The following is a 23,488-nucleotide window of genomic DNA, read 5'->3' on the forward strand; positions in this document are numbered from 1 at the left end:
GTCCCCCTAGCCCGCTTCTACCTGGCACGGAATGAGTCCGGCACTCAGACTCCCGATCGCGCTGAACGCGGCCGGAGTCAGGTCGAGCACCCGGTTGGTCGCGCAGGTCCCACCGCAGCAGGCGCGCTCACCGCACCACAGGTCGGTCTGCGGTCCGCAGTCGGCGATGCTGGTGACGACCCGCTTGCCGTTGCACAGGTTGGTGGTGGCGTGCCGGTAGCCGCAGGTCCGCCGGGAGACCCCGGTGATCCCGCAGCGGTCGGGCCTGGTGATGTTGAAGCAGGCGTCCGAGGTGTTGGTCCAGGCGTGCTGGTAGTTCCCCGACTTGCAGGTGCCACAGGCACCGCCGCCGGCCGAGCCACACGGTCCCCATGCGTTGCCGCAACAGAACCACGAGACTTCTCCTTGCAATCCAGCCATCGTTCCTCCTAGGTCTAAGGGGCGGTTTCGACCTCTTGCCCAACCCTTGTACCTCGCTCAGAGTGGGATAGCTACAACTCAGGGTGAGATTTCGTAACTTTTCACCCTGGTGGAAGGTTGATACGTCACCGAGTTACCGGCCCGGAGGTTGCGTTTGGCAACCGCGCGGAGGGGCACATGGCCGGAGTACGGAGCGTCACGACGCGGCAGACCGCCCTGCGGAGGGGGCGAGACCGCAGGCGCTCGACTCCGAGGAAAGGATCTCGACATGGGTGTCTTCGACAACCTGAAGGACAAGGCCAGCGACGCGGTCGACAACCACGGCGACAAGATCAGCGACGGCCTCGACAAGGCCGGCGACGCGGTCGACGAGAAGACCGGCGGCAAGTACGGCGACAAGATCGACCAGGGCACCGACAAGGCCAAGGACGGCCTCGACTCCCTCGACGGCCAGGACGACGACATCAGCTAACCCCTCTCAGCACGAAACGGGCCGCGAGCGTTCGCTCGCGGCCCGTTTCGTCGTCCCTGAAAACAGAACCACAAAACACCAAAAACCAGAAAAGCAATAGAAGCCAAAATCTGGACGCCGGACAGAAGAACAGAAAACAAAACAACAGAAGTACGTAAGTTACATCGCGTTCAAGCAGACACACCAAAAGAAAGAGAAAACGCAAAATATGTTCGCTAGGTCGCGCCCCTGCAGGCAGGCTCGCGGCTGAAGGTGCTAAGTGCTAACTCAGCGGGCCCCACGGGACAGACACACAACAAACTTGCGGGAACTTGCGACGGTACTGCGGGTGCGCTTGGCTAGACATCCGGTGTGAGCCGACGATGTGACCGAGACATCCACAACCCGACACCGGAGGTCACGATGGCGCTGAGATTCCATGGCAAGGACCCCGAGAACCCAGGCAACAACTGCCCGGCGGTCTTCAGGGACGAGGAGACGGGTGACTTTTACTTCCAAGGTGAAACGGTCGCCGATGCGGAGATGCTGGCCAGGATCTCCGTGGACAGTCCATTGCTGGATTCGGAGTCTGTCGTGAAATTGCCGGCCCGCATGGTCGAGATCATTCTGGAGGCGTGCCGTGCCGGAGTCGTTCGATGAGTTGCTCGCGAGATGCACGAGGTCGGCGCTCAAACTGGAGTTCCGTGACCAGTACATGACCGGCGACCCGGGATACGTCGCCTGGCAGTCCGGCGACGTTGACCAGGCGGTGACGGAGTACGCCGGTTGGACCGCGACCGCCCGCGACGCGGTCGAACGCGGGATTCAGATGAAGCGCGTGAGGATCGTCAGCGAACCGGTCTCGGAGTACATCGCCTTCGAGCACGCCATGACCGCGCAGGTGAACGGCGCGGCAGGCGAGCAGATCCGTTGGGTACCGCGCCACCGCGTGTCCGATCTCGCGGTGCCCGGCAATGACGTGTGGATCTTCGACGACAGCGTCCTGCAGTTCTGTCTCTTCGCCGGGGACGGCCGCTTCGTCGGCAATGAGGTGAGCACCGACTCCGAAGTGCTGAAGTTGTGCATCTCAGCGTTCGAAGCCGCCTGGCAGCGCGGTATCGACCACGACCAGTACGACGTACTCCGATAGCCGAAAGCCCACCATTCAATCGATGAACCACTCTCAGTTCTCCAGCGCGCAGAGTGCACGCCAGGCTCTTGCCGGCCGGCTGCAGGAGATCCGGCTCGATGCCGGGCTGAGCGCGCGCGGGCTGTCTGACGCAGCCGGCTGGCACGAGGCGAAGACCTCGCGAATCGAGCACGCCAAGCAGGCGCCGTCGGATGCCGACCTTCGAGCCTGGTGCGAAGTCTGCTCAGCGGCGAAGCTGATCCCCGAGCTCATCGCCGAACTCCGAGCCGTCAACTCGATGTGGCTGGACTGGCGACGTGCGGAGAGAGATGGTCTGAAGCAACTCAACGTCTCTGTGCGCGATCTGTACGAGCGGACGAAGCAGTACCGCTCGTACACCCAGACGATGATCCCCGGACTGCTGCAAACCTCGGCGTACACAACCGCCGTACTGCGCTCGATCCGGGACCGTCGGCAGATCTCCGTCGACGATGTCGCAGCTGCCGTCACCGAGCGGCTGGAACGCCAGCACATCCTCAGAGAAGGCGACCACAGGTTCGCCTTCATCCTTGAAACCGCGGCACTCCGCTGTCAGGTCGGCGGCCCGGAGGTGCTGACTGAGCAGCTCCGTCATCTTCTCGACGTGATGAGCTTGCCGGCGGTCAGCCTCGGCATCATCCCGACCACTGTCGACCGGACCAGCCGCTGGCCTGTCGAGGACTTCTACGTTTTCGACAACAGCCAAGCCAACGTCGAACTCGTCTCCGGCTTCCTGACTGTCACCCACCCGCGTGAGATCGCCATGTACGCCGAGACCTTCGCCGCTTTCGCCAAGCTCGCGGTCTACGGCCCCGCTGCACGGGCCCTCATTGTCGCGGCCCTTGACGAGCTGCAGCTCTGAGCGCTCTGCCGTACGCAAGCTCACGCAAGTTCGTCGAGTTGCTGCCATTGGCAAACCTAGTGTTCCCGCATGACCAATGCAGCCGAGGCCGGCCCCGACCTTCCTCGGGCGCTCGGGTACCTCCGCAAGCATCTGCTGATGACAGAGTCCGAGCTGAGTGAGGCCGAGGGCCGCCTGGCCCACTTCGCGCAGGTCCGGGGCTTCCGTCTCCAGCAGATCTATGTCGAGGAACTGGAGACCTGGCCGGCCGCCTTCGAGGCGCTGATAGAAGCCGCCGGCACGGATGGACTCAGCGCCGTACTACTCCCGAGCATGCTGCACTTCGCAGTACTCGGGCCTCCTGCCGAGATCAAGCAGTACTTCGAGCAGTTGACCGGCACGCGTGTGCTCGTAGCACTCTGATCAGGCAGGGCGCGCGGTGGCGAGGATGCCGTTGATCAGCATGTCGATCGCCCAGCGGCGGCGCTCACCAGGCGTACCGGAGACCAGATCGGCTGCCTGGGCGTGAACGTGCGGGTACGCCGCAGGCGAGGCGGCACCGAGAGTGTCGGACAGTTGCTGCCACTGAGCGTCGGTGGCGGCGTTGTCGGCAGCATGCTCCGCAGCTGTCGCGGTGGCTGTCTGCAGCAGATAGTCGACGCCCCAAGCCGCCTGACCGGCCGGAATGTTGCCAGCGGCAAGGAATGCGAGCAGGGTGTCGAGCAGAGCCAGGTAGTTCGGCCCATTGGGGCGGGTGTTGAGGGCGGAGACGGCCAGGCTGGGGTGGGCGAGCAGGATGTCCGTGTAGCTGCCGAGGACCTGCTGCAGGCCTTCGCGCCAATCGTCCAAACCGGCAGCCAGGTCGACCTGAGCCAGTAGCCGGTCGAGGATCGCCGCGTGCAGCTCGTAGGTGTTGGCGACGTACACATAGAGCGACGCAGGACCGGTGTCCAGCTCCGATGCGAGGCGGCGCATCGTGACTCGCTGGAGGCCTTCGCTCGCCATCAGGCGGACGGCCGCGTCGACGATGCCCTCGCGGGTGAGGGCGGGTTTGGCGGGACGCTCCCGGCGACTCAGAGCAGGCATGGGGCCAGCATATTTCAGCCGGCCGACGCGACCGGCACGGTACGGATCGAGGCCAGGGCGCCGCTCCAGGACTCGAGTTGGTCGAGGAAGGTCGCGAGCGCCTTCACCTGGTGCTCCCCCGGCGTGAACTCGGCGCCGAAACGCTGGAAGTCCGAGCGGAGGTTCAGCGTCACCTCCGCGTTGATGTCCGCGAGTTGCAGCGCACCGAGCACCGGGCGCAGCGCCTCGGCCGCGCGGACGCCGCCGTCCACGCCGTACGAGACGATGCCGGCCGCCTTGTTGTTCCACTCCGCGTAGACCCGGTCGAGCGCGTTCTTGAGGGCGCCCGGGAAGGACCGGTTGTACTCCGGCGTGACGATCACGTAGCCGTCAAAACCAGCGATCGTCGATGCCCAACGCAGCGTGTGGGGCTCGCTGTAGCGTCCCGCGGCCGGCGGAATCGGCTCGTCGATCTGCGGCAGATCGACCACCGCGAGATCGATCAGCGTGTAGTCGGCTCCCGGCCGATCCTGCGCCTGCGCCAGCACCCAATCGGCGACAGCGGCACCCGCGCGGCCGGTCCTCGTGCTGCCGAGAATCACTGCGATTCTCATGACCGATCCTCCTGCACAGAGCCGAAGAACCCGATCATCCGCTCCAGGCCGTCCGCACCGAACATGCTCTCCAGACTCTCCGCGGAGTCAGCGGCACTCGCCGAGCTGCGCGGGAACAACGCATCCTCGTACGCCGTCAGCGCGGCCTCCGTGTCCCCAGGATGCGCAGCGATCGCCAGACCCAGCTCCGCTCCGTCGAACATCGCCAAGTTGGCGCCCTCCCCCGCGAACGGCGACATCAGGTGCGCGGCATCGCCCAGCAGCGTCACGCCAGGGGTCCGCTTCCAGTCATGCCCGACCGGCAGCGCGTGAATGCGGCGCGGCACCAACGGACCATCGGCGTCGGCGATCAACCCTCGCAGGCCTTCATCCCAGCCGTCGAAGTACGCCAGCACTGCTTGCTTGGCAACAGCGGCATCGGTGAAGTCGATGGTGTCCGCCCAGCCCTCGTCCACCTTGAGCGCGGTGTAGACATGCAGGCTGCCGTCGGTCTCCCGATGGGCCAGGAAACCGCGCTCGTCACCCAGGCAGATGAACATGCCGCCGCCGATGATCTCGGCACTGCGTGGGTGGCGAGCATCAGCGTCCAGCAGATCGATCTCCACGAACGAGATGCCGGTATAGCTGGGCAGCGCGTCCGAGACGAGCGGCCGGACCCGCGACCAAGCGCCATCGGCGCCGATCAGCAGGTCGGTAGTGATGACGGATCCGTCAGCGAAGGTGACCTCGTGCCGCCCGTCGTCCAGTGACCGCGCGCCGGTGACCTTCTTCCCCCACCGGATCGTGCCGTCGGGAAGCGAGTTCAGCAGCAGCTTCCGCAGGTCCCCGCGATCCACTTCAGGCCGGCCTCCATCGCCGTCGTCCTCCTCGGACACGTGAACGGTGCCGTCGGGACCGACCAGCCGCATCGCCTGACCACCCTGATGGATGATCCTGCGGAAGTCGTCGTACAGGTCCGCGGCCTGCAGCGCCTTCTGCCCGTTCTCCTCGTGGATGTCCAGCATGCCGCCCTGGACCCGGGTCTCCGCCGACGCCTCCAGCTCGAACAGCGTCGCCTCGATTCCGTTCACGTGCAGAACCCGCGCAGCCGTCAGGCCGCCGAGCCCGGCGCCGATGATCGCGATGGGGTGATGAGTACTCATGCGACTCCTCCTGTGGATCGAGGCAGGTCTGCCTGCCTCAATCCACAGTAACGAACATGTTCGTTACGAACAAGTTCGTCAGGCCGGTACGACGTACTTCATCGCCTCGCTGATCGTGTCGGCCACCGGCACACCGGTCGCCTCCAGCGCGGCGCGAGTCATCGCCCCCGTCGCCACCAGGATGCAAGGCGCGCCGACCGCCGCCGCAGCGAGAGCGTCGTCCACCACATCACCGATCAGTACGACGTCCGCCGGATTCAGGTTCTGCGCCCGCAGGTGGCGGACCAACGCATCGGCCTTCGAGTCGCCCCCGACCTGACCAGGCATCCCATCGACCCGCTGGAACAACTCGGCCAACCCATGCCCGGCAACCGTCGGGATCAACTGGGAGTGGAACCACATCGAGAGCAGCGACTGCGTGTGTCCCGTCCGGAGCCACCAAACCAGCTCCTCCGGTACGCCGGGAGCCAGCACGCTGGTGTGCAGCAAAGCGTCGTACCGCTCATGGAAGAGCCGGTCGACCCGGATCCAGTCGTCATCGCTCAACCGGCGGGCGAGCACCTGCTCGTAGCAAGCGCGGACCGGGCGGGAGTAGAACTGCTGCCACTCCTCCCACTCCAGCGGCGCCCGCCCGAAGGCGGCGCACACTTCGTTGACTGCGGCAAGCACCACCTCGTTGTCGTGCAACAACGTGCCGTTCCAGTCCCAGACGATGTGCGAAACCTTCACCATGCTCACGGTCGCCACCCTAAGCAGGACTGTGTAACCCACCGCAGTCCGGGTACCGGCCCGTTATGACTGACAAGAAGATCGCATTCCTGGTCGCCGCCGAGGGCATCGAGCGGGTCGAGCTGACCGAGCCGTGGAAGGCCGTCGCCGAGGCCGGCCACCAGCCCGTCCTGCTGAGTCCGGAGACCGGCGAGGTCCAGACCTTCGACCACCTGACCGCGAGCGAGAAGCAGCCGGTCGACCAGGTGGTGAGCGACGCGTCGGTCGACGACTTCGCCGCCCTCGTCCTGCCGGGCGGGGTGGCCAACCCGGACGCGCTTCGCACCGACCACGACGCGGTGAACTTCGTGAAGGCCTTCGTCGCCTCGGGCAAGCCGGTCGCCGCCATCTGTCACGCGCCCTGGACACTGATCGAGGCGGACGTCGTACGGGGCAAGACCGTGACGTCCTGGCCGAGCCTGCAGACCGACCTCCGCAACGCCGGCGCGACCTGGGTGGACGAGACCGTCGCCACCGACGGCAACCTGATCACCAGCCGCAACCCCGACGACCTCCCGGCCTTCAACAAGGCGCTGCTGGAGGCCATCGGCTGACTGGCATACTGCCGGGCATGACCCAGTACACGCCGGAAGACTTCACCAAGTTCGGCGTCGGGGCCCTGCCCGGCCTGATCGGCATCGAGTTCACCTCGGTCGCGCAAGACCTCCTGCAAGCCCGTACGCCGGTACGCCCCGAACTGCTGGCGCCGAACGGCTACCTGCACGCCGGCACCGTCGTCAGCATCGCCGACACCCTCTGCGGCTACGGCACCATGGCCAACCTCCCCGAAGGCGCCACCGGCTTCACCACGATCGAACTCAAAAGCAACTTCCTCGGCACCGCCCGCGACGGCGTCGTCCTGTGCGAGGCCCGCCCGATCCACCTCGGCCGCACCACCCAGGTCTGGGACGCCGACGTCACCAACGAGTCCACCAGCCGCAAGATCGCCACCTTCCGCTGCACCCAAATGATCCTCTGGCCGAAGTAGCCTTTCTCCGGTAGTCAAGGGAAAACCGGCTGGGCCGTCGGGTGGCGGATGGGGCAGGATGAAGGTTCCGCATCTTTCCTTCGTCGATCGGACTCCGCCCGTGTCTGAGCAACGAAAGCTTCGGCTTGCCCTGCGTGCGACTGCGTTGGTGGCCGCTGTTTCGATTCCCGGTCTTGCCTTTGCCGCGCCTGGCGCCTCGCCGAGCAGCGCGGATCGGCCGGCCGCCGCGGCCGCAGAACAGGCTGATCCCGCCAATCCCTGGCAGTTCGACCATTGGCCGCAGCAGCAGCCTTGGCAGGAGTCCGGGTTGGCGGCGAAGCGGCTCGCGCAGCCTGGCTTCGGCGCGCCCATCGATCCGCAGAACTGGGTCAACCCGGACCACATGACGTGGACCGACTACAAGAAGCCGCCCGGCACCAACTGGGCCGATCCCAGCAAGTCCGGGTCGGTTCGAACCTTCAAGGGCGCGCTGGTGCTGGTCGACTACCCGAACCAGCCGTTCGTGGTGACCCAGCCGAAAGGCTCGACGCCGTTCGGCAACCCGAGTGTCGAGGCCAACGGGATTCCGCGCGACCAGGTCGCCGGCTTCTACCGCGACTTCCTCAACAAGCCGAACGCGCTGAACCGCGGTCACACCATCCACGAGTACTGGATGGAGGACTCCGGCGGCCGGTACGGCGTGGAGCTCACCTCCTTCGGCGCCTACCAGATGCCCGGCAAGTCGCACGAGTACGCGATGGAGTTCCAGGGCGGCACCGCCTGTCCCGCCGGTGACAGCTGCAACAAGAACCTGCGCACCGATGCCCGCGCCGCGTGGGTCGCCGATGTGGGCGCCGAAGTACCGGCCGGGTTCGACTTCATCTACTACCTCAGCGCCGGGCAGGACGAGTCGTCCACCTGGCAGGAGTTCGGGTCGATGAAGTTCCCGACCAAGGAGGACGTCACCGACGACTTCGGCCCGCCCGACCCGGCGCTGCCGAACTGGTCGCTGACCCGGTACGTCCCGTGGACCTCGTGGGCGGCCGGCTCGACGCTGTGGCCCAACGCGGGCGGCGGTTCGACCACGCAGGCCGAGAGCTCCGGCATGTCGGTCTACGCGCACGAGCTGAGCCACATCCTCGGGATCGGCGACAACTACAACAACCCGTTCGGCGTACCGGCCCGGCGCGACTACTCCGGTCCGTGGGAGATGCTCAGCCGCGGGACCTTCAACGGCCCGGGCGGACCCCACAGCCGATGGATGATCCCGGCAACGGGTGGCGCCTCGATGGGCGCGCAACACATGCTGCGCAACAAGATCAAGCTCGAGATGGTCGACGAGCAGAACGTACTGCGGTTGTCCCGCGAGGCGCTCGCCCAGTCGGGCGTGGTCGTCGCCGACGTCACCGCTCGCGTGATCCAGCCAGGCGCTCAAGCACTCTCCGGCATCAACATCGCGCTCGGCACCGGCGACCTCTCCGCCAAGTGCGACATCAACACCGACCCGATGTGCGACGGCGGCGGCTACAACAACTACACCCTCGAGGTGGTCGACCGGGTCGGCACCGACTCGTTCACCCCCGACTCCGGCGTCCTGCTCGCGAAGACCAAGAACCAGGACGCGGCGCCGTTCGAGTGGGTCGTCGACGCGAACCCGCAGGACATCGGCATGACCGACTACGTGCTGCCCGACGGCACCAAGGTCCCGATCACGGTCGGCGACTACCGCCAACTGTCCGACGCGCTGTTCCACGCCGGCACCAACTCCGGCAGCGAGTACGAGTACGTCGACCAAGCCAACCGGCTGCACTTCTACGTCACCAACCTGCACCGCAACGCCAAGGGCGAGCTGTCCTACACAGTGGCGATCCGCTCCCTGGACGGCGCCGGCCCGCAGAAGCGCGGCGTACGGGTCCTGCCGACCGTCGGCCTGCCCGGCCGGGACGGCGTGAGCACCTGCGTCTTCCCGCTCACCAACACCGGCAAGACCGCCCCGCCGCAAGGCACCCACCCAGAGGACGTCGCGAAGTACCTGAACAACGACGTCTACCGGGTCGCGGCCAAGGTCACCGGCAAGGGCTGGTCGGTCTCGCTGCCCAACGCCATCGCCACCGCCGAGACCGGCGCGACGATCAAGATCCCGGTCCAGGCCAAGCCCACCGGCAAGGCCGCCAAGCTCGCCCAGGTCACCCTGACCGCCACCTCCGAGTCCGACCCGACCAAGAAGTCCACCACCACCTGCCTGGCGATCGCCCGCTAGCGCGAGCAGCATCGAACGGTCAGGTCGCGCTCTCGCGACCTGACCGTTTTTTGTGCCGCCAGAGGCTTCTCAAACGTTAACCACGTCCGTTACGGTTTGAAACCGCCACCAAACGCGCATCTTTCTTCACTCGCTGGCCACCTGTTGTTCCCGTTCCCGTTCCGCCCGACGAGGAGATTTCCGCCATGCCAGATCTCAACCGCCGTAGGTTCCTGCAGCTCGCGGGCGGCAGCGCCGCCTTCGCCGCGATGGCCGGCAGTATCGAGCAGGCCGCCGCGATCCCGGCCAACCGCCGGACCGGCAGTATCGAGGATGTCGAACACATCGTCGTGCTGATGCAGGAGAACCGTTCGTTCGACCACTACTTCGGCTCACTGAAGGGCATCCGCGGTTTCGGCGACCCGCGCCCGGTCACGTTGCCGAGCGGCAAGTCGGTCTTCCACCAGTCGGACGGCAAGAAGGACATCCTGCCGTTCCACCCGCAGGCCGACGATCTCGGCATGCAGTTCCTGCAGGGTCTCGCGCACAGCTGGCCGGACGGTCACGCCGCCTACAACAACGGCAAGTTCGACAAGTGGGTGCCGGCCAAGACCGCGCCGACGATGGCCTACCTGACCCGCGAGGACATCCCGTTCCACTACGCGCTGGCCGACAAGTTCACCGTCTGCGACGCCTACCACTGCTCCTTCATCGGCGCGACGGACCCGAACCGGTACTACATGTGGACCGGCTACACCGGTAACGACGGAACCGGCGGCGGCCCGGTGCTCGGCAACGACGAGGCCGGCTACGGCTGGACGACGTACCCCGAGCGGCTGGAGCAGGCCGGCGTCTCGTGGAAGATCTACCAGGACATCGGCGACGGCCTGGACGCCGACGGCAGCTGGGGCTGGATCGACGACGCGTACCGCGGCAACTACGGCGACAACTCGCTGCTGTACTTCAACAACTACCGCAACGCCTCCCCCGGTGACCCGCTCTACGACAAGGCCCGCACCGGCACGAACGCGAAGGCCGGCGACGGCTTGTTCGACCACCTCCGCGCGGACGTCAAGAACGGCAACCTGCCGCAGGTCTCCTGGATCGCGGCCCCCGAGGCGTTCACCGAGCACTCGAACTTCCCGTCGAACTACGGCGCCTGGTACATCTCCCAGGTCCTCGACGCACTCACCTCCGACCCGGACGTGTGGAGCAAGACCGCGTTCTTCATCACCTACGACGAGAACGACGGCTTCTTCGACCACGTCGTGCCGCCGATCCCGCCCGCGTCGGCGAACCAGGGCCTGTCCACCGTCGACGTCAGCGCCGACCTGTTCCCCGGCAGCTCCCGGTACGTCGCCGGCCCGTACGGCCTCGGCCCGCGGGTCCCGATGATCGTCGTCTCGCCGTGGAGCACCGGCGGCTACAACTGCTCGGAGGTGCTCGACCACACCTCGATCATCCGGTTCATGGAGCAGCGGTTCGGCGTCCACGAGCCGAACATCTCGCCCTGGCGGCGGGCGATCTGCGGCGACCTGACCTCGGCCTTCGACTTCAGCTCGGACGCGAAGCAGCCCGGCCAGCTGCCCGACACCTCGGCGTACCAGCCGCCGGACGGCGACCGGCACCCGGACTACCGGCCGACCCCGCCGGCTGTCGGCGCGATGCCGGTGCAGGAGCGCGGCTCCCGGCGTACCAGGCCGTTGCCCTACGCACCGTACGTCGACGGCGCCACCGAGGGCGGCAAGTTCCGGCTGACGTTTGCCTCGGGCAACGAGGCTGGCGGCCAGTTCCTGATCACCTCGCTGAGCCGCACCGACGGCCCGTGGACCTACACCACCGAGGCCGGCAAGACGATCGCCGACACCTGGAACACGCAGTACTCCGGCGGCGCGACCGACCTGACCGTGCACGGCCCGAACGGCTTCCTGCGCAGCTTCAAGAGCAAGCCGGGCTCCGCGGTGGAGGTCACCGCGCGGCACAACGGCAGCACCGGCGACCTCGACTTCACGCTGACCAACACCAGCGCCGCGGACGTCATCTTCACCCTGACGAACTCCTACGACGGCCGCCCGAAGCGGATCAAGGTGCTGAAGGGCAAGAGCACGCAGTACAAGCTGAACATGCACCACAGCAAGCAGTGGTACGACGTGTCGGTGGTCGTCGACGCGGATGCGGCTTTCCTGCGCCGCTTCGCCGGTCACGTCGAGACCGGCCAGGCAGGCGTCTCCGACCCGGCCATCATCACCGCCTGACAACAAGCCGTTCTGCCCTGGCAACCCCAGGGCAGAACGGGCTGTCAGCGTGCGACGCGGGGGGCAAGGTCGTGGCGGGACCGGACCTCCAGCTTGCGCATTGCGTGGGACAGGTGGTCTTCGACGGTGCTGACCGACAGCGTCAGCTTGGCCGCGATCCGACTGTTGCTCAGGCCGTCGGCAGCCAGCCGGGCGACCTCCAACTCCCGCGGAGAGAGCGCGTTCCCGTAGCCGCGCCGACCGCGCTTGGGCGAGACGGCCACTCCGGCTTCGCGCAGTACTTCGCGACACCTCCGAGCATCGCCTCGCGCGCCCATCGCCTCGTAGGCGTTCGCGACCGACACCAACTCCTCGTGCTGCCCGTCCGCGAGCAGCCGCAGCCCGCGGCCTTCCAGCGCGATGCATTCGTCGTAGCGCCGGCCGAGCACCCGGTACTGCTCAGCGGCCGCGTCGAAGAGCTCAACCGATTCCTCGACCAGAGCACGCACCAACAACACAGCAGCCGCAGCGGCCGGCGCGTCCCGCTCAGCTACCGCGGCAGCAAACTCCGCCGCCAACCCCTGCGAGCCCCCCGGCCCGCTGGCAGCACACACGACCAGGTCCCCCGCCCAGGCCCACCCGTCCTTGCGCCGCACCAGAGCAAGACAGTCCTCCACCCCAACCCCGGCACTCCGGCCAAGCGCCGCCACCGCCGCGACTCTAAGCGGCCACGGACCATCCGCCGTTGCCATCAGCACCGACTCGAGCAGCTCCTTGCCGCCAGCAACATCACCCTGGGCCAGCCGCAGCCGCCCGTCGACCAGATCAAGCTCGGCCCGCACCAACGGCAATCCAGCAGCCTCGCGCCGGACATGCGCCAACCGCTCCGCCAACCCAACCCAGTTGCCCGCGGCAAAGTCCAGCCGGGCCCGGGTCGCGGCGATCGCCGTTCTGGTGAACGGATCCTCCGTCTCGGCCGCCCGATCCAGCAACGCAGTACTGCGTCGGTCGTGCCCCAGCCACGCCAACCCACCGGCGATCTCGACCCCGTCAGCCTCGTCCACCTCCCCCAGCGCCAACCGGTACTGCGCCTGATTCCGCCGTACTGCGAGCTGCGCCGCCCCCTCAGATTGGTCGCCGACCAACTGCAACGCGCGATCCAGCCAAGCCCGCTGCTCACCAATCGGCTCAGGTCCGAACCCAGGCACGGCCAACGCCGACAACGCCCAAGCGGCCGACTCAGGATCCTCGCCCAACTCGCCTACCGCCGCCGCAAGCTCCTGCCGTCCAACGCGAACCTCACCGCCCTGCTCCTGCAACAGCACCCCGACCGCCAACCGCAACCGACCACGAACCGCGCTGACCGCACTCGACCCAGCCAACACCGCCCGCATCGTCGCGACCGCCGAGGCCCACTGCCCAGTCGGCGCAGCAGCGCGACCGAGCTTGACGGCCAGCCGCGCCCGATCGGCCCACGGCAGCGCCTCGACCTCCAGCATCTCGGACAATCGCCCGACGGCCGCCGCATGATCACCACGGGCCTGTGCGTGATCCGCGGCCAGCTCCGCATGGATCATCCAGTCATCCAGCGACCCACCCGACCGCGAGTGTTCCGCGATCTGCGCATGATCCGGCGGCTCGACAGCTGCCAACGCGCTCACGGCCCGGCGATGCAACCGGCGTACTTCGTCGGACGGGATCGTCTCGTAGATCGCCCGCCGGGCCAGCGCATGCCGAAGGTCGTACAAACCGGACTTCGGCTCACCCACCAGACCGCGCGCCAGCCCGGTGTCCATCGCCGTCGTCAGCTGGCACCCGTTCACATCGGCCACGGCGCCGAGAACCGCTTGCGAGGCAGGCGCATCAAGCACCGCGGCAGCCCGGATCACCTCGCGACAGAAGTCTGGGATCTGCTGCAGCCGGATGGTGAGCGAGGCGCGTACCGCCACCGGCGCCGGCTTGTTCGCCAACGCGCGGATCACCGCCGCGGTGTCGATCGTTCCGCGGCCGAGCGTCTCGTCGCGCAGCAGTTCCTCGACCACGAACGGCAGACCGCCGGTGCGCTTCACCAGCTCCTCGGTCAGGGCAGGCGGCAACGATTTCACTCCGAGCAGCTCCGCTGCCAGATCCTGTACGCCGTTCCAGTCGAGCGGCCGGACCCGGATCTCGGTCGCCCGCGCCCCGATCGGCACGCAGCCGGCCAGCGCCGTGATCTCACCGGCATGCTGAGTGTCCTCCTGCCGATACGTCCCGATCAGCACCAGGTCGCGCGGCAAGCGGCCAGCCAGAAACCTCAACAACTGCAGGGTTCCCGGGTCAGCCCACTGAAGGTCCTCGATCTGCAACACGGTCGGTCCCGCACTCGCCAGCTGGTCAAGCACCGAACTGAAGACCGCGTGACGCGTGCCGGAGCGCAGTACGGGCTCACCCAGCGCCTCGATCACCGGAGCCAGCGGAATCTGGTCCTCGACCGGCCGGCACTGCCCGATCAGCCAGCGTCCACCCTGTGACGCCTGCACCTCCGCCACCAGACGGCTCTTCCCGACACCTGCTTCCCCGACCACGAGTACCAGTCCTGGAACCGCGCGGACCGCCGTTCGCAGTACTCGCAGCTCCTGATCTCTCCCCACCAACTTCACCAGCTCACCTACCACCACTACACACAGCGATCAGACGTACGCCCACAGTGTGACCACACTCCCAGGGCAACGCATCTCCATCGATGCACGGAAGGCCTCTCATCGGTGCATCCGGCGTTGGGCCGCCATCGTGGCGCCACCGATCATGACCATCAGCAAGGTGGCCAGCGACCAGCGGCGCAGCACCAGGACAGTGCGGTCCTCGGGAACCGGCGTGGCCGCTGTCTGCGGAGCGATGGTGATCTCTGTCGGCGAAGGCTGGATCGGGCGAGGACGCGGGGTCGGTGTCGGAGTCGGGGTCGGCGGTGGCGGAATGGGCGGTGGTGGGACCTCCAGGACTGGCGCGGGAGTCGGGGTGGGAGTTGGCGAAGGCGTAGGCGTAGGGGTAGGAGTCGGCCGCACCGAAGGACGCGGAGTCGGCGTCGGTGTGGGCGTCCGGGTAGGTGTCACCGTCGGAGTGGGCTTTGGCGTCGGGGGCTTTGGGGTCACCGTCGGCGTCGGCGAAGGCGGCGGAGGTGTAGGCGTCGGCGGAGGTGGTGGCGGAGGCGGATCGTAGAGACACCCAGCCGCATCCGAAGACGTCAAAGCCGGAAGCGCGGCCAGCTCTGTCGACGCCCCGTCAAGCGTGATCCGGTAGAGCCGGCTACGGGACCCATAGCCGGTCCGCACCGCGAAGAGCGCCCCGCCCGACATCACCACCGAGCTGTACGAGTCGTGCCCAGGCAGCCCGCGCACGGTCGCGCGGACCCTTACCTTGCCGGTCAACGGATCCATGCTGACCACCCGCGCCGACGAACCCAGCGTGGAGATGCCGTAGAGCAACCCACTCGACGGATCCATCGCGAAGTCGTCGACCGACAACGCCGGCAGCAGCGGCACCAGATGCACCACCTTCAGTAGCTTCTTGAACGTCGTACTGCGCGGGTTGACGTCCATCGTGTACAGCCGATGCCCGTCCCGCAGGTACAACCGCGACCCCGCCACCGCCCCGGCCGTCGGATCGGCGACCCCACCGACACCAACCCTCACCGGGCCCAGGTCGGTGACGGCGCCGCGGCGATCGACGGCCACCAGCACCGGCCGGCGGCGAAGCCAGCCGGTGCTGTCGTGGGTGGCGATCCCGTAGACCTTGTCCTGGTCCTTCGCGTACCCGGCCGCGTTGATCTGGTAGTCGAGCCGTCCCAGATCGGTACTACGGCCCGACGGCAGCTCGATCCGCGCCAGCCGCGACAGCGAGTGGTGCCCGCGCGTCTGGAACTGCAGGATCGAGCACTCGGCCGCCGCATCCGACGAGCCCGCCACGATCACGGTCGTCACGCAGGCGAGCAGGAAGGCAGCCACGCCCGCCGACGTACGCAGTACCGGCCGCGTGTCCCGCGCAGCGGCCATCGAGCGGTTCACCGTCAACCGCCGTGACTCAGCCTGGCCAGAGCGGACACGAAAGCGTCCGGGCCGACACTCGCGCCACCGCTGAACGGGTTCTGCAGTTGGTAGATCGCGAACAGCAGCAGCCCGATCGCGCCGGACAGCATCGAGACGATGATCGCGTACGAATACACCCCCGGTCCGCCGAACATGAACATCAGCGCCACCGACATCACGCTGCCGACCAGGATCGCGAACCAGACCACCGAGCTGACCCCGCTACCGCTCGAGTTCAGCCGCACCTGCCGGGACTGGTAGACCTTCCAGATCTGCGCGGCCGCGTCGACCCGGCTGTTTTCCTGCCGCTCGGTGGTGGTCTTCGCCCCCTCGACCGCGGTCTGCAGGTTGCTGAGCAGCGTCCAGCCCTCGGCGCTGACCGGCCGTCCGGCCTGCATGTCCGGCCACTCCTGCTCGGACACCACGGTCGCGTACGACTGGGTCAGCTGCTGGATCTTCGACCGCTCCGGCTCGGCCAGCGACTCGCTCGCCCACTGCACCGCGACCAGCGAGTTGGCCTCCTCGTACGTCGTCTCCTGCGCGGTGTCCATCTGGTCGAACAGCGAGATCAGCACGAACGCGGCGATCACCACGTTCACCCCGCCGACCACGGTGAAGACCTGGCCGGCCACCTCGTTGTTGGCCTCCCGGCCGACCCGCTGCCGGGCCCGGCGCAGGATCACCGCCAGGATCGCGGTCAGCACCATCACGCCGACCACCCAGAACAGCCCACTCAGATAAAGGTTCATTCGCCGTCCTCACTTGCCGGCCACTCGTGGCTCATCGCCTCTTCGAGCAGCGCCTCGACGATCTGACTCTCCGGGACGGTCCGGACGATCTCGCCCTTGACGAAGATCTGGCCCTTGCCGTTGCCCGACGAGACGCCGAGATCGGCCTCCCGGGCCTCGCCGGGACCGTTCACCACGCACCCCATCACCGCCACCCGCAACGGCACCGGAAAGCCCTCGAAAGCGGCCGTCACCTGCTCGGCCAGCTTGTAGACATCCACCTGCGCCCGGCCGCAGGATGGGCAGGAGACGATCTCCAGCCGGCGCGGCCGGAGTCCGAGCGACTCCAGGATCCCGATCCCGACCTTGACCTCCTCGACCGGAGGCGCCGACAGCGAGACCCGGATCGTGTCCCCGATCCCCTCGGCCAGCAGCACGCCGAACGCGACGGCCGACTTGATCGTTCCCTGGAACAACGGGCCCGCCTCGGTCACACCGAGGTGCAAGGGGTAGTCACACCGCTTCGCCAGTTCGCGATAGGCGGCCATCATCACCAACGGGTCATGGTGTTTCACCGACAGCTTGAGATCGGTGAACCCGTGGTCCTCGAACAGCGAGCACTCCCACAACGCCGACTCCACCAGCGCCGCCGGCGTCGCCTTCCCGTACTTCGCCAGCAGCCGCTGGTCCAGCGATCCCGCGTTCACCCCGATCCGGATCGGCACGTTCGCGTCCGCCGCGGTCCGCGCGATCTCCTTGACCTGGTCGTCGAACTTGCGGATGTTGCCCGGATTGACCCGGACCGCCGCACAGCCCGCGTCGATCGCGGCGTACACGTACTTCGGCTGGAAGTGGATGTCGGCGATCACCGGGATCCCCGACTTGGAGGCGATCGCCGGCAACGCGTCGGCATCGTCCTGCGACGGCACCGCGACCCGGATGATCTGGCAACCGGCCGCGGTCAGTTCGGCGATCTGCTGCAGCGTCGCGTCGACGTCCGCGGTCGGGGTGGTCGTCATCGACTGGATCGACACCGGAGCCCCGCCACCGACTTGAACGCTTCCGACCGCGAGCGCGCGCGAAGCGCGCCGCGGGGCAGACGCGGGAAGGGCCGGCATGCCGAGCCCCACCGGCGCGGCGGCCGGCCGGGCCGCCGGCTCGACAGCGGTCATGCCTGCCTCACCGCCGACGGCAGCGTGAAGTGGATCGTCTCCCGGGTGATCTCCCGCTCCACCACGTCGACCGGTCCGAACTCCCGCAACCAGTCGATCACCCCCTCCACCAACCGCGGCGGCGCCGACGCGCCGGCCGTCAACCCAACAGTCCGTACTCCGTCCAGCCAGTGCTCGTCGACCCCGGACGCGTCGTCGATCAGGTGCGCCGGCGTCCCGTGCTTCAGCGCCAGCTCCACCAGCCGGCGCGAGTTCGACGAGTTGGTCGAGCCGACCACCAGTACCAGGTCCGACTCCTCGGCGATCGCCGCGAGCGACTCCTGCCGATTCGTGGTGGCATAACAGATGTCCGCCTCGGACGGTCCCTTCAGCGCCCGGAACTTGTTGCGCAAGGCATCCAAAATGGCCGTCGTCTCGTCCACCGCCAAAGTGGTCTGGGTCAGGTACGAGACCCGGGTCGGATCCGCCACCTCCAGCCGCTCGACGTCCTCGACCGTCTCCACCAGCACGGTCTGCTCGAGCGCCTCCCCCATCGTGCCCTCGACCTCCTCGTGCCCCGCGTGGCCGATCAGGATCACCGTGTCGCCGCGACCGGCGTACCGGCGGGCCTCGGCGTGCACCTTGGTGACCAGCGGGCAGGTCGCGTCGATCACGTCCAGCCCCCGACGGTCCGCCTCACTGCGGACCGCCGGGGACACTCCGTGGGCGGAGAAGACGACCGTCGCACCGTCCGGAACGGCGTCCAGTTCGTCGACGAAGACGGCTCCCCGGCCCTCCAGTTCCGCGACGACATGGGTGTTGTGCACGATCTGCTTGCGCACGTAGACCGGATGGCTGCGCTGGACGAGCAACTGCTCGACCACTTCGATCGCCCGCTCCACACCCGCGCAGAACGAGCGTGGCGAGGCCAGCAGGATGGTGCGTGTCGTCATCGGTTCCCCCTTACCTGTCGCGGCGCGTGGCCAGCCTGGCCAGTTGTTCCAGCTCACCGGCGGCCGGCTCGATCGCCCGCGCCGATGCCAGCTCCCCCAGCGAGGCCGACAGCAGGGCATCTGCCTGCAGTTGGCTCTGCTCCCGGGCCCCCGTGCTCTCGATCAGGTCCGCCGCGTGCGCCAGCTCGGCGGCGGACAGCTCGGCCTTGCGGTGGTACATCGCGGCCAGCTCGCGCCCTTCCTCGGTGCCCGAGGTCAGCGCCGCGATCACCGGCAGCGACTTCTTCCGCCGGACCAGGTCGGAGTGCACCGGCTTGCCGGTGACCTTGGGGTCTCCCCAGATCCCCAGCAGGTCGTCGACGTACTGGTAGGCGAGACCGAGATCCTCGCCGTACAGCCGGAGGTGGTCGACCTGCTCCGGCCGCCCGCCGCCGAAGAGCGCGCCGAGGGCGGTGGAGCAGCCCAGCAACGCACCGGTCTTGAGCTGGGCCATCCGGACACACTCCGCCAGGACGACGTCGTCGCGGGTCTCGAAGTGCGAGTCGGACAGCTGCCCGTCGACCAGCTCCTGGACGCCGGAGCCCAGCATCCGGGCCGCCTCGTCGGCGTGTTGGTTGCCACTGTCAACCAGTACTTCGAACGCCAGGCTCAGCAACGCGTCGCCGGCCAGGATCGCCGCGCCCAGCCCGAACACCGACCAGGCGGTGGCCCGGTGCCGTCGGGTCAGGTCGCAGTCCATGACGTCGTCGTGCAGGAGGGAGAAGTTGTGGACCAGCTCGACCGCCACCGCGGCGGGAACCGCAGCCTCCGCAGTACCGCCAACGGCTTGAGCAGCCAGCAGTACCAGGGCCGGCCGGAGTGCCTTGCCGCCGTCGGCGTGGGCTGGAGCTCCCTCCTCGTCCTCCCAGCCGAAGTGGTAGTTGGTGATCCGCTGAGTGGCCAGCGGCATCGTCGCGACGGCCGCACGGAGAGCCGGTTCGACCTGATCGCGACTCCAGGCCAGGAGTTGCTGAGCAGACCGGCCGGCGCCGGCGGTTTGACTGGTCTCTTGGAGAGTGGACATGACATGACTCCTCATCCACCGAGTTCGACGTTTTCCAGAACGCCGAGCGCGTCCGGGACGAGGACAGCCACCGAGTAGTAGGTGCTGACCAGATAGGAGCTGATGGCCTTCTCGCTGATGCCCATGAAGCGGGCGTTCAGGCCGGGTTCGACCTCGTCCGGCAGGCCGGTCTGACGCAGGCCGATGACGCCTTCGTCGTCGGCGCCGGTGCGCAGGACCAGTACCGAAGTGGTGTTGGTCTTCGAGATCGGGATCTTGTTCGACGGCAGCAGCGGCACGCCACGCCAGGCCCGGACCCGCTGGCCCTCGACCTCGACGGTCTCGGGCAGCACGCCGCGATTCGTGCACTCCCGCCCGAACGCCGCGATCGCCTTCGGGTGGGCCAGCAGCAACCGCGGCTTGCGGCGCCGGGTGAGCAGTTCGTCGAAGTCGTCCGGGGTCGGCGGCCCGGTCCGGGTGTAGATGCACTGCTTGAAGTCCGCGTTGTGCAGCAGGCCGAAGTCGCGGTTGTTGATCAGCTCGGACTCCTGCCGCTCCCGCAACGCCTCGATGGTCAGCCGCAACTGCTGCTCGGTCTGGTTCATCGGGTGGTTGTAGAGATCCGCGACCCTGGTCTGCACCCGCAGGATCGTCTGCGCGACGCTCAGCTCGTACTCGCGGGGCGCCGGGTCGTAGTCCACGAACGTGCCCGGCAGGTCGTCCTCGCCGGCATGGCCGGAGGCCACGTCGATCGCCGCCTCGCCGTTCTTGTTCTGCGCCCGCTGCGGCCGCTGCCGGACCTCGTCGAGATGCCCGCGCAGTGATTCGGCGTGCTCCACCAGGTTGTTGAAGTCGGTCCGGTGCAGCTTCAGCACCGTCACCTGGGTCAGCGCCTTGGCGGTGTACTCCCAGAGGTTCTCCGGCGGCTCGGTCAGCAGCCCCTCCCCGAGATAGTCGCCGTCGGCAACTGTCCCGAGGTCGGTGCCGTCGCCGTACTGGCCGATCCCGGACTTGCCGACCTTGCCGTGGGCAATCAGCACGACCTCGTCGACCCGGCTGCCGAACTCGGCGATCACGTCGCCCGGCTGGTACTCCTGCTGGTAGAACCGGTCCGCCAGCGCGGTCAGCACGTCCTCGTCGGCGTAGTCCCGCAACGGCGGCAGCTCGGTCAGCTCGGCCGGGATCACCCGGACCTCGGCGCCGGTCGCCGAGAAGCTCAGCCGGCCGTCACCGACCGCGAAACTGGTCCGCCGGTTGACCCGGTAGGCGCCGCCCTGCGTCTCCACCCAGGGCAGCATCCGGAGCAGCCACCGGGGCGAGATGCCCTGCATCTGCGGCACCGACTTGGTGGTGCTCGACAGCTGCCTGGCGGCCTCCGTGCCGAGGCTCAGCTGCGGCCTGTCCTGATCGATCGCCGTCACAATGCACCGTCCATTCTCTGGGCACCGACGAGTTGTCGGGGTTTGAGCCGAGCTGCCGACGTACCGAGTCCGGTCGCGCCGCCCAGCACCCGGACCGGCGGATGCGCGGTCCCCTTGAGCAGGTACTGCTCCTTGTACCGGTCGACGCCCTGGTGCCAGACGAGAATCCCGGACATCCAGTTCTGCAGCTCCTCGGCGTAGCCGGTGAGCGTGCGCCGTACCTCGTCGTCGAGACCGAAGTCGGTGAACAGGGTCGGCAGATCGACCGCCACCAGCCGCTCGAACTCCTGCATCCGCGCCGTCATCAGCGCGCTCACCATGGCCAGCGCCCGGTCCCGGTCACAACCGAAGAAGTTCTGCACCACCAGCACGGCGTTGTGGATCTCGCCCTCGAACTGGATCTCCTTCTGGTACGAGAAGACGTCGTTGATCATGCAGGCGTAGTCGGCCGCCGCGTTCTCCATCGCCCGGATCGGGCGCGACCGGTAGATCTGCGCCGGGACCGTGCGGCCGTGGCCGATCCGGCACAGGCTCATGGTGAGATCCGACCCGAAGGTGCGCCGGCGCATCTCGATGTAGTCGACCGGGTCGGGGATCCGGTTCTGCGCCTGGTTGGCCAGCTCCCACAGCCAGCTCTCCGTCATCGAGTCGATAGCGGCCCGGAAGCTACGGCGGCTCTCCACGGTCATCGGCCCGGCCGTCCTGGTCCACAGGTCGGCCAGACTCCGCTCGAGAGCGTTCACCGGCAATTGCGTCGCCGGACCCTCGATCGGCATGAACTCCGACAACCGCTTGGTGGCGATCTTCGCCCCGGTGAGGTCGTGGGTCTTACCGAACACGACCGGGTAGTAGTCGTCGGCGTAGGTCCCCCAGGCGAGCCAGTCGGACGACAGGTTCAGGGCCTCGGGCGACGCGTCCGGATGGATTCCGGCCGCGCACAACGGCAGATCCGCCGCCTCGATGGTGGCCAGATCCCAGACCTCGTTGAGGATGCCCATCCGCCCGGCCCACTCCACGACATGTGCTCGCGCGCTGTCGAGGTGTGGGCTGAGCTTCGCGGCGTACGGCATATAGAAGCGCGGCAGAGGAGTCTCCCCGACCGCTTGATGGGGAACGAAGCTGTGGCTCCTGATCCGGAACGGCGCGGTGGCCACCAGCGACGAGATGATGCGGGACGCCGCAGTACCGAGGCCGGTCGGGCCGCCGAGTGCTGCCTTGCCGCCGTTGTTCATGTAGCGGCTGGAGCGCAGGTGCCACTCGTGCCCGCCGGACTGCCAGTCCTGCAGCCCCTTCACATAGTTCAGTACGTCGAGCTGCCCCTGCGGGCCGACCAGGTTCTCGGCCAGCAACGGTGGGATCTCGGCGACCGCCGTGTTCTCGAACTGGTGCAACCGCGAGGTGAGGATGTCGTTGACGGTGTCCGCGGCCTCCTGCGGAGTACAGCCGAGAAAGCGCTCCACCACCAGGACGCCGTTGTTGACCTCACCCTCGGTCTCCACCTCGCGCTGGTAGGAGAACAGGTCGTTGCGCAGGTGTACCGCATCGGAGAACGTGTCGCTGAGCACCTGCATCGCCCGGCTGCCGGCGATCTCGACCGGTACCTCGGCGTTGCTCGCGTACTCGACCAGGTTGGCCGACCACGGAGCACCGCCGACCTTGCGCCGCATCTCGACGTACTCGATCGGGTTGGCGACCCGGCCGGCGCTGATGTTGGTCAGCTCCCACAGCGACTCGGCCAGCAGCGCTTCCGTCGTACCGATGAATCGTTGCCGCCAGCCCGGAGACATCGACGGAACGGTCCGGTTCCACAGGTCGACCAGCCCACGCTCGACCGGGTTCTGCGGTACTTCGGTGATCGGGCCGTCGACCGGCATGAACAACGGCAGCCGGTCGAGATAGGCCTTCGCGCCGGCCATGTCCTGGGTCTTCTTGTAGAGCTCGAGGAAGTGGTCGTCGAAGTAGAAGACCCAGACGTACCAGTCCGTCACCAGATCCAGTGCCGGACCGGTCGCGTCCGGATGGGTGTAGGCGCAGAGCAGGGCGTAGTCGTGGGAGTCGAAGTCGTGCTCGTCCCAGATCGCCTTGCCGTCTTGGGGAACGTCGATCATGTCGAACTCGTAGGCCCAGGCCTTGCTGTGCGCCCGGGCTCCTTCCAGGAACGGGCTGATCCTGGCCGGGTGGGGCACATAGAAGTCGGGCAGCTGGTAGGGCTGCTGCGGCACG

At 67.6% G+C, this 23,488-nt stretch carries 22 protein-coding genes; 9 read left to right on the forward strand and 13 right to left on the reverse strand.

All coding sequences use genetic code 11. The features are described 5' to 3' along the window. Positions 1-6: 6 nt before the first annotated feature. Positions 7-420, reverse strand: coding sequence for a hypothetical protein (locus AB0P21_RS25820; protein ID WP_363699755.1), 414 nt, complete (start codon positions 418-420; stop codon positions 7-9). Positions 421-688: 268 nt separating this feature from the next. On the opposite strand from AB0P21_RS25820, the gene AB0P21_RS25825 reads away from it, so the two are divergent. From AB0P21_RS25825 to AB0P21_RS25845, 5 genes are all read left to right on the forward strand, one after another. Then, a complete protein-coding gene (locus AB0P21_RS25825) occupies positions 689-892 on the forward strand; it encodes an antitoxin (RefSeq protein WP_363699756.1) in 204 nt (67 codons plus the stop codon). A gap of 402 nt (positions 893-1,294) precedes the next feature. Continuing rightward, a complete protein-coding gene (locus AB0P21_RS25830) occupies positions 1,295-1,531 on the forward strand; it encodes a hypothetical protein (protein ID WP_363699757.1) in 237 nt (78 codons plus the stop codon). Continuing rightward, entirely contained in the window at positions 1,512-2,021 is a 510-nt protein-coding gene (locus tag AB0P21_RS25835; protein ID WP_363699758.1) for a DUF6879 family protein, read from the forward strand. The genes AB0P21_RS25830 and AB0P21_RS25835 overlap by 20 nt, the downstream gene beginning before the upstream one ends. A gap of 22 nt (positions 2,022-2,043) precedes the next feature. After that, on the forward strand, positions 2,044-2,901 hold the full coding sequence (locus tag AB0P21_RS25840) for a helix-turn-helix transcriptional regulator (RefSeq protein WP_363699759.1): 858 nt from the start codon (positions 2,044-2,046) through the stop codon (positions 2,899-2,901). A gap of 69 nt (positions 2,902-2,970) precedes the next feature. Continuing rightward, on the forward strand, positions 2,971-3,303 hold the full coding sequence (locus AB0P21_RS25845) for a hypothetical protein (protein WP_363699760.1): 333 nt from the start codon (positions 2,971-2,973) through the stop codon (positions 3,301-3,303). Here AB0P21_RS25845 and AB0P21_RS25850 read toward each other — a convergent pair whose 3' ends face one another. The 4 genes from AB0P21_RS25850 to AB0P21_RS25865 form a co-directional block, all read right to left on the reverse strand. After that, positions 3,304-3,966: a TetR/AcrR family transcriptional regulator gene (locus AB0P21_RS25850; protein ID WP_363699761.1), complete on the reverse strand. Its 663-nt coding sequence runs from the start codon at positions 3,964-3,966 to the stop codon at positions 3,304-3,306. Positions 3,967-3,980: 14 nt separating this feature from the next. After that, positions 3,981-4,559 carry an NAD(P)H-dependent oxidoreductase gene (locus AB0P21_RS25855; protein ID WP_363699762.1) on the reverse strand — a complete coding sequence of 193 codons (579 nt, stop codon included), beginning with the start codon at positions 4,557-4,559 and terminating at the stop codon, positions 3,981-3,983. Continuing rightward, the gene (locus AB0P21_RS25860) at positions 4,556-5,701 is read right to left on the reverse strand and encodes an NAD(P)/FAD-dependent oxidoreductase (protein ID WP_363699763.1); all 1,146 of its coding nucleotides are present in this window, start codon (positions 5,699-5,701) and stop codon (positions 4,556-4,558) included. Before AB0P21_RS25860 ends, AB0P21_RS25855 begins: the two co-directional genes overlap by 4 nt. Before the next feature lie 78 nt (positions 5,702-5,779). After that, positions 5,780-6,433 carry an HAD family hydrolase gene (locus AB0P21_RS25865; protein ID WP_363700225.1) on the reverse strand — a complete coding sequence of 218 codons (654 nt, stop codon included), beginning with the start codon at positions 6,431-6,433 and terminating at the stop codon, positions 5,780-5,782. Between the two features lie 62 nt (positions 6,434-6,495). Between AB0P21_RS25865 and AB0P21_RS25870 the strand changes: the two genes are divergently transcribed. The 4 genes from AB0P21_RS25870 to AB0P21_RS25885 all read left to right on the forward strand — a co-directional run bounded on the left by AB0P21_RS25870 (position 6,496) and on the right by AB0P21_RS25885 (position 11,930). Beyond that, positions 6,496-7,023, forward strand: a complete 528-nt coding sequence (locus tag AB0P21_RS25870; RefSeq protein WP_363699764.1) for a type 1 glutamine amidotransferase domain-containing protein — start codon at positions 6,496-6,498, stop codon at positions 7,021-7,023. Positions 7,024-7,040: 17 nt separating this feature from the next. Then, a complete protein-coding gene (locus AB0P21_RS25875) occupies positions 7,041-7,457 on the forward strand; it encodes a PaaI family thioesterase (RefSeq protein WP_363699765.1) in 417 nt (138 codons plus the stop codon). Between the two features lie 100 nt (positions 7,458-7,557). Further along, on the forward strand, positions 7,558-9,696 hold the full coding sequence (locus AB0P21_RS25880) for a M6 family metalloprotease domain-containing protein (protein WP_363699766.1): 2,139 nt from the start codon (positions 7,558-7,560) through the stop codon (positions 9,694-9,696). Positions 9,697-9,881: 185 nt separating this feature from the next. Next, complete coding sequence (locus AB0P21_RS25885; RefSeq protein ID WP_363699767.1) at positions 9,882-11,930, forward strand: phosphocholine-specific phospholipase C; 2,049 nt, start codon at positions 9,882-9,884, stop codon at positions 11,928-11,930. Positions 11,931-11,974: 44 nt separating this feature from the next. Here the strand turns inward: AB0P21_RS25885 and AB0P21_RS25890 are convergent, their stop codons facing one another. The 8 genes from AB0P21_RS25890 to AB0P21_RS25925 form a co-directional block, all read right to left on the reverse strand. Further along, positions 11,975-14,548 carry an AAA family ATPase gene (locus tag AB0P21_RS25890; protein WP_363699768.1) on the reverse strand — a complete coding sequence of 858 codons (2,574 nt, stop codon included), beginning with the start codon at positions 14,546-14,548 and terminating at the stop codon, positions 11,975-11,977. A gap of 99 nt (positions 14,549-14,647) precedes the next feature. Beyond that, positions 14,648-15,937 carry a hypothetical protein gene (locus tag AB0P21_RS25895; protein WP_363699769.1) on the reverse strand — a complete coding sequence of 430 codons (1,290 nt, stop codon included), beginning with the start codon at positions 15,935-15,937 and terminating at the stop codon, positions 14,648-14,650. Between the two features lie 14 nt (positions 15,938-15,951). Then, a complete protein-coding gene (locus AB0P21_RS25900; RefSeq protein WP_363699770.1) occupies positions 15,952-16,719 on the reverse strand; it encodes a hypothetical protein in 768 nt (255 codons plus the stop codon). Continuing rightward, on the reverse strand, positions 16,716-17,870 hold the full coding sequence (gene ispG / locus AB0P21_RS25905) for a flavodoxin-dependent (E)-4-hydroxy-3-methylbut-2-enyl-diphosphate synthase (RefSeq protein ID WP_363699771.1): 1,155 nt from the start codon (positions 17,868-17,870) through the stop codon (positions 16,716-16,718). The genes AB0P21_RS25900 and ispG overlap by 4 nt, the downstream gene beginning before the upstream one ends. Continuing rightward, positions 17,867-18,802: a 4-hydroxy-3-methylbut-2-enyl diphosphate reductase gene (gene ispH, locus AB0P21_RS25910; protein WP_363699772.1), complete on the reverse strand. Its 936-nt coding sequence runs from the start codon at positions 18,800-18,802 to the stop codon at positions 17,867-17,869. The genes ispG and ispH overlap by 4 nt, the downstream gene beginning before the upstream one ends. 10 nt (positions 18,803-18,812) lie before the next feature. After that, positions 18,813-19,865 (reverse strand): family 2 encapsulin nanocompartment cargo protein polyprenyl transferase, encoded by a 1,053-nt coding sequence (locus tag AB0P21_RS25915; protein WP_363699773.1) that lies wholly within the window; start codon positions 19,863-19,865, stop codon positions 18,813-18,815. Between the two features lie 11 nt (positions 19,866-19,876). Next, positions 19,877-21,265, reverse strand: a complete 1,389-nt coding sequence (locus tag AB0P21_RS25920) for a family 2B encapsulin nanocompartment shell protein (RefSeq protein WP_363699774.1) — start codon at positions 21,263-21,265, stop codon at positions 19,877-19,879. Next, on the reverse strand, positions 21,262-23,487 hold the full coding sequence (locus tag AB0P21_RS25925) for a germacradienol/geosmin synthase (protein ID WP_363699775.1): 2,226 nt from the start codon (positions 23,485-23,487) through the stop codon (positions 21,262-21,264). Before AB0P21_RS25925 ends, AB0P21_RS25920 begins: the two co-directional genes overlap by 4 nt. Position 23,488 lies beyond the last annotated feature (1 nt).

The organism is Kribbella sp. NPDC056861 (assembly GCF_040687575.1).
GTDB lineage: Bacteria > Actinomycetota > Actinomycetes > Propionibacteriales > Kribbellaceae > Kribbella.

What these genes read in the sequence shown, in the direction of transcription:
- AB0P21_RS25820 (WP_363699755.1), bottom strand. Translation starts at nt 420, where the DNA reads ATGGCTGGATTGCAAGGAGAAGTCTCGTGGTTCTGTTGCGGCAACGCA.
- AB0P21_RS25825 (WP_363699756.1), top strand. Translation starts at nt 689, where the DNA reads ATGGGTGTCTTCGACAACCTGAAGGACAAGGCCAGCGACGCGGTCGAC.
- AB0P21_RS25830 (WP_363699757.1), top strand. Translation starts at nt 1,295, where the DNA reads ATGGCGCTGAGATTCCATGGCAAGGACCCCGAGAACCCAGGCAACAAC.
- AB0P21_RS25840 (WP_363699759.1), top strand. Translation starts at nt 2,044, where the DNA reads ATGAACCACTCTCAGTTCTCCAGCGCGCAGAGTGCACGCCAGGCTCTT.
- AB0P21_RS25845 (WP_363699760.1), top strand. Translation starts at nt 2,971, where the DNA reads ATGACCAATGCAGCCGAGGCCGGCCCCGACCTTCCTCGGGCGCTCGGG.
- AB0P21_RS25850 (WP_363699761.1), bottom strand. Translation starts at nt 3,966, where the DNA reads ATGCCTGCTCTGAGTCGCCGGGAGCGTCCCGCCAAACCCGCCCTCACC.
- AB0P21_RS25855 (WP_363699762.1), bottom strand. Translation starts at nt 4,559, where the DNA reads ATGAGAATCGCAGTGATTCTCGGCAGCACGAGGACCGGCCGCGCGGGT.
- AB0P21_RS25860 (WP_363699763.1), bottom strand. Translation starts at nt 5,701, where the DNA reads ATGAGTACTCATCACCCCATCGCGATCATCGGCGCCGGGCTCGGCGGC.
- AB0P21_RS25865 (WP_363700225.1), bottom strand. Translation starts at nt 6,433, where the DNA reads ATGGTGAAGGTTTCGCACATCGTCTGGGACTGGAACGGCACGTTGTTG.
- AB0P21_RS25870 (WP_363699764.1), top strand. Translation starts at nt 6,496, where the DNA reads ATGACTGACAAGAAGATCGCATTCCTGGTCGCCGCCGAGGGCATCGAG.
- AB0P21_RS25875 (WP_363699765.1), top strand. Translation starts at nt 7,041, where the DNA reads ATGACCCAGTACACGCCGGAAGACTTCACCAAGTTCGGCGTCGGGGCC.
- AB0P21_RS25885 (WP_363699767.1), top strand. Translation starts at nt 9,882, where the DNA reads ATGCCAGATCTCAACCGCCGTAGGTTCCTGCAGCTCGCGGGCGGCAGC.
- AB0P21_RS25895 (WP_363699769.1), bottom strand. Translation starts at nt 15,937, where the DNA reads ATGGCCGCTGCGCGGGACACGCGGCCGGTACTGCGTACGTCGGCGGGC.
- AB0P21_RS25900 (WP_363699770.1), bottom strand. Translation starts at nt 16,719, where the DNA reads ATGAACCTTTATCTGAGTGGGCTGTTCTGGGTGGTCGGCGTGATGGTG.
- ispG (WP_363699771.1), bottom strand. Translation starts at nt 17,870, where the DNA reads ATGACCGCTGTCGAGCCGGCGGCCCGGCCGGCCGCCGCGCCGGTGGGG.
- ispH (WP_363699772.1), bottom strand. Translation starts at nt 18,802, where the DNA reads ATGACGACACGCACCATCCTGCTGGCCTCGCCACGCTCGTTCTGCGCG.
- AB0P21_RS25915 (WP_363699773.1), bottom strand. Translation starts at nt 19,865, where the DNA reads ATGTCCACTCTCCAAGAGACCAGTCAAACCGCCGGCGCCGGCCGGTCT.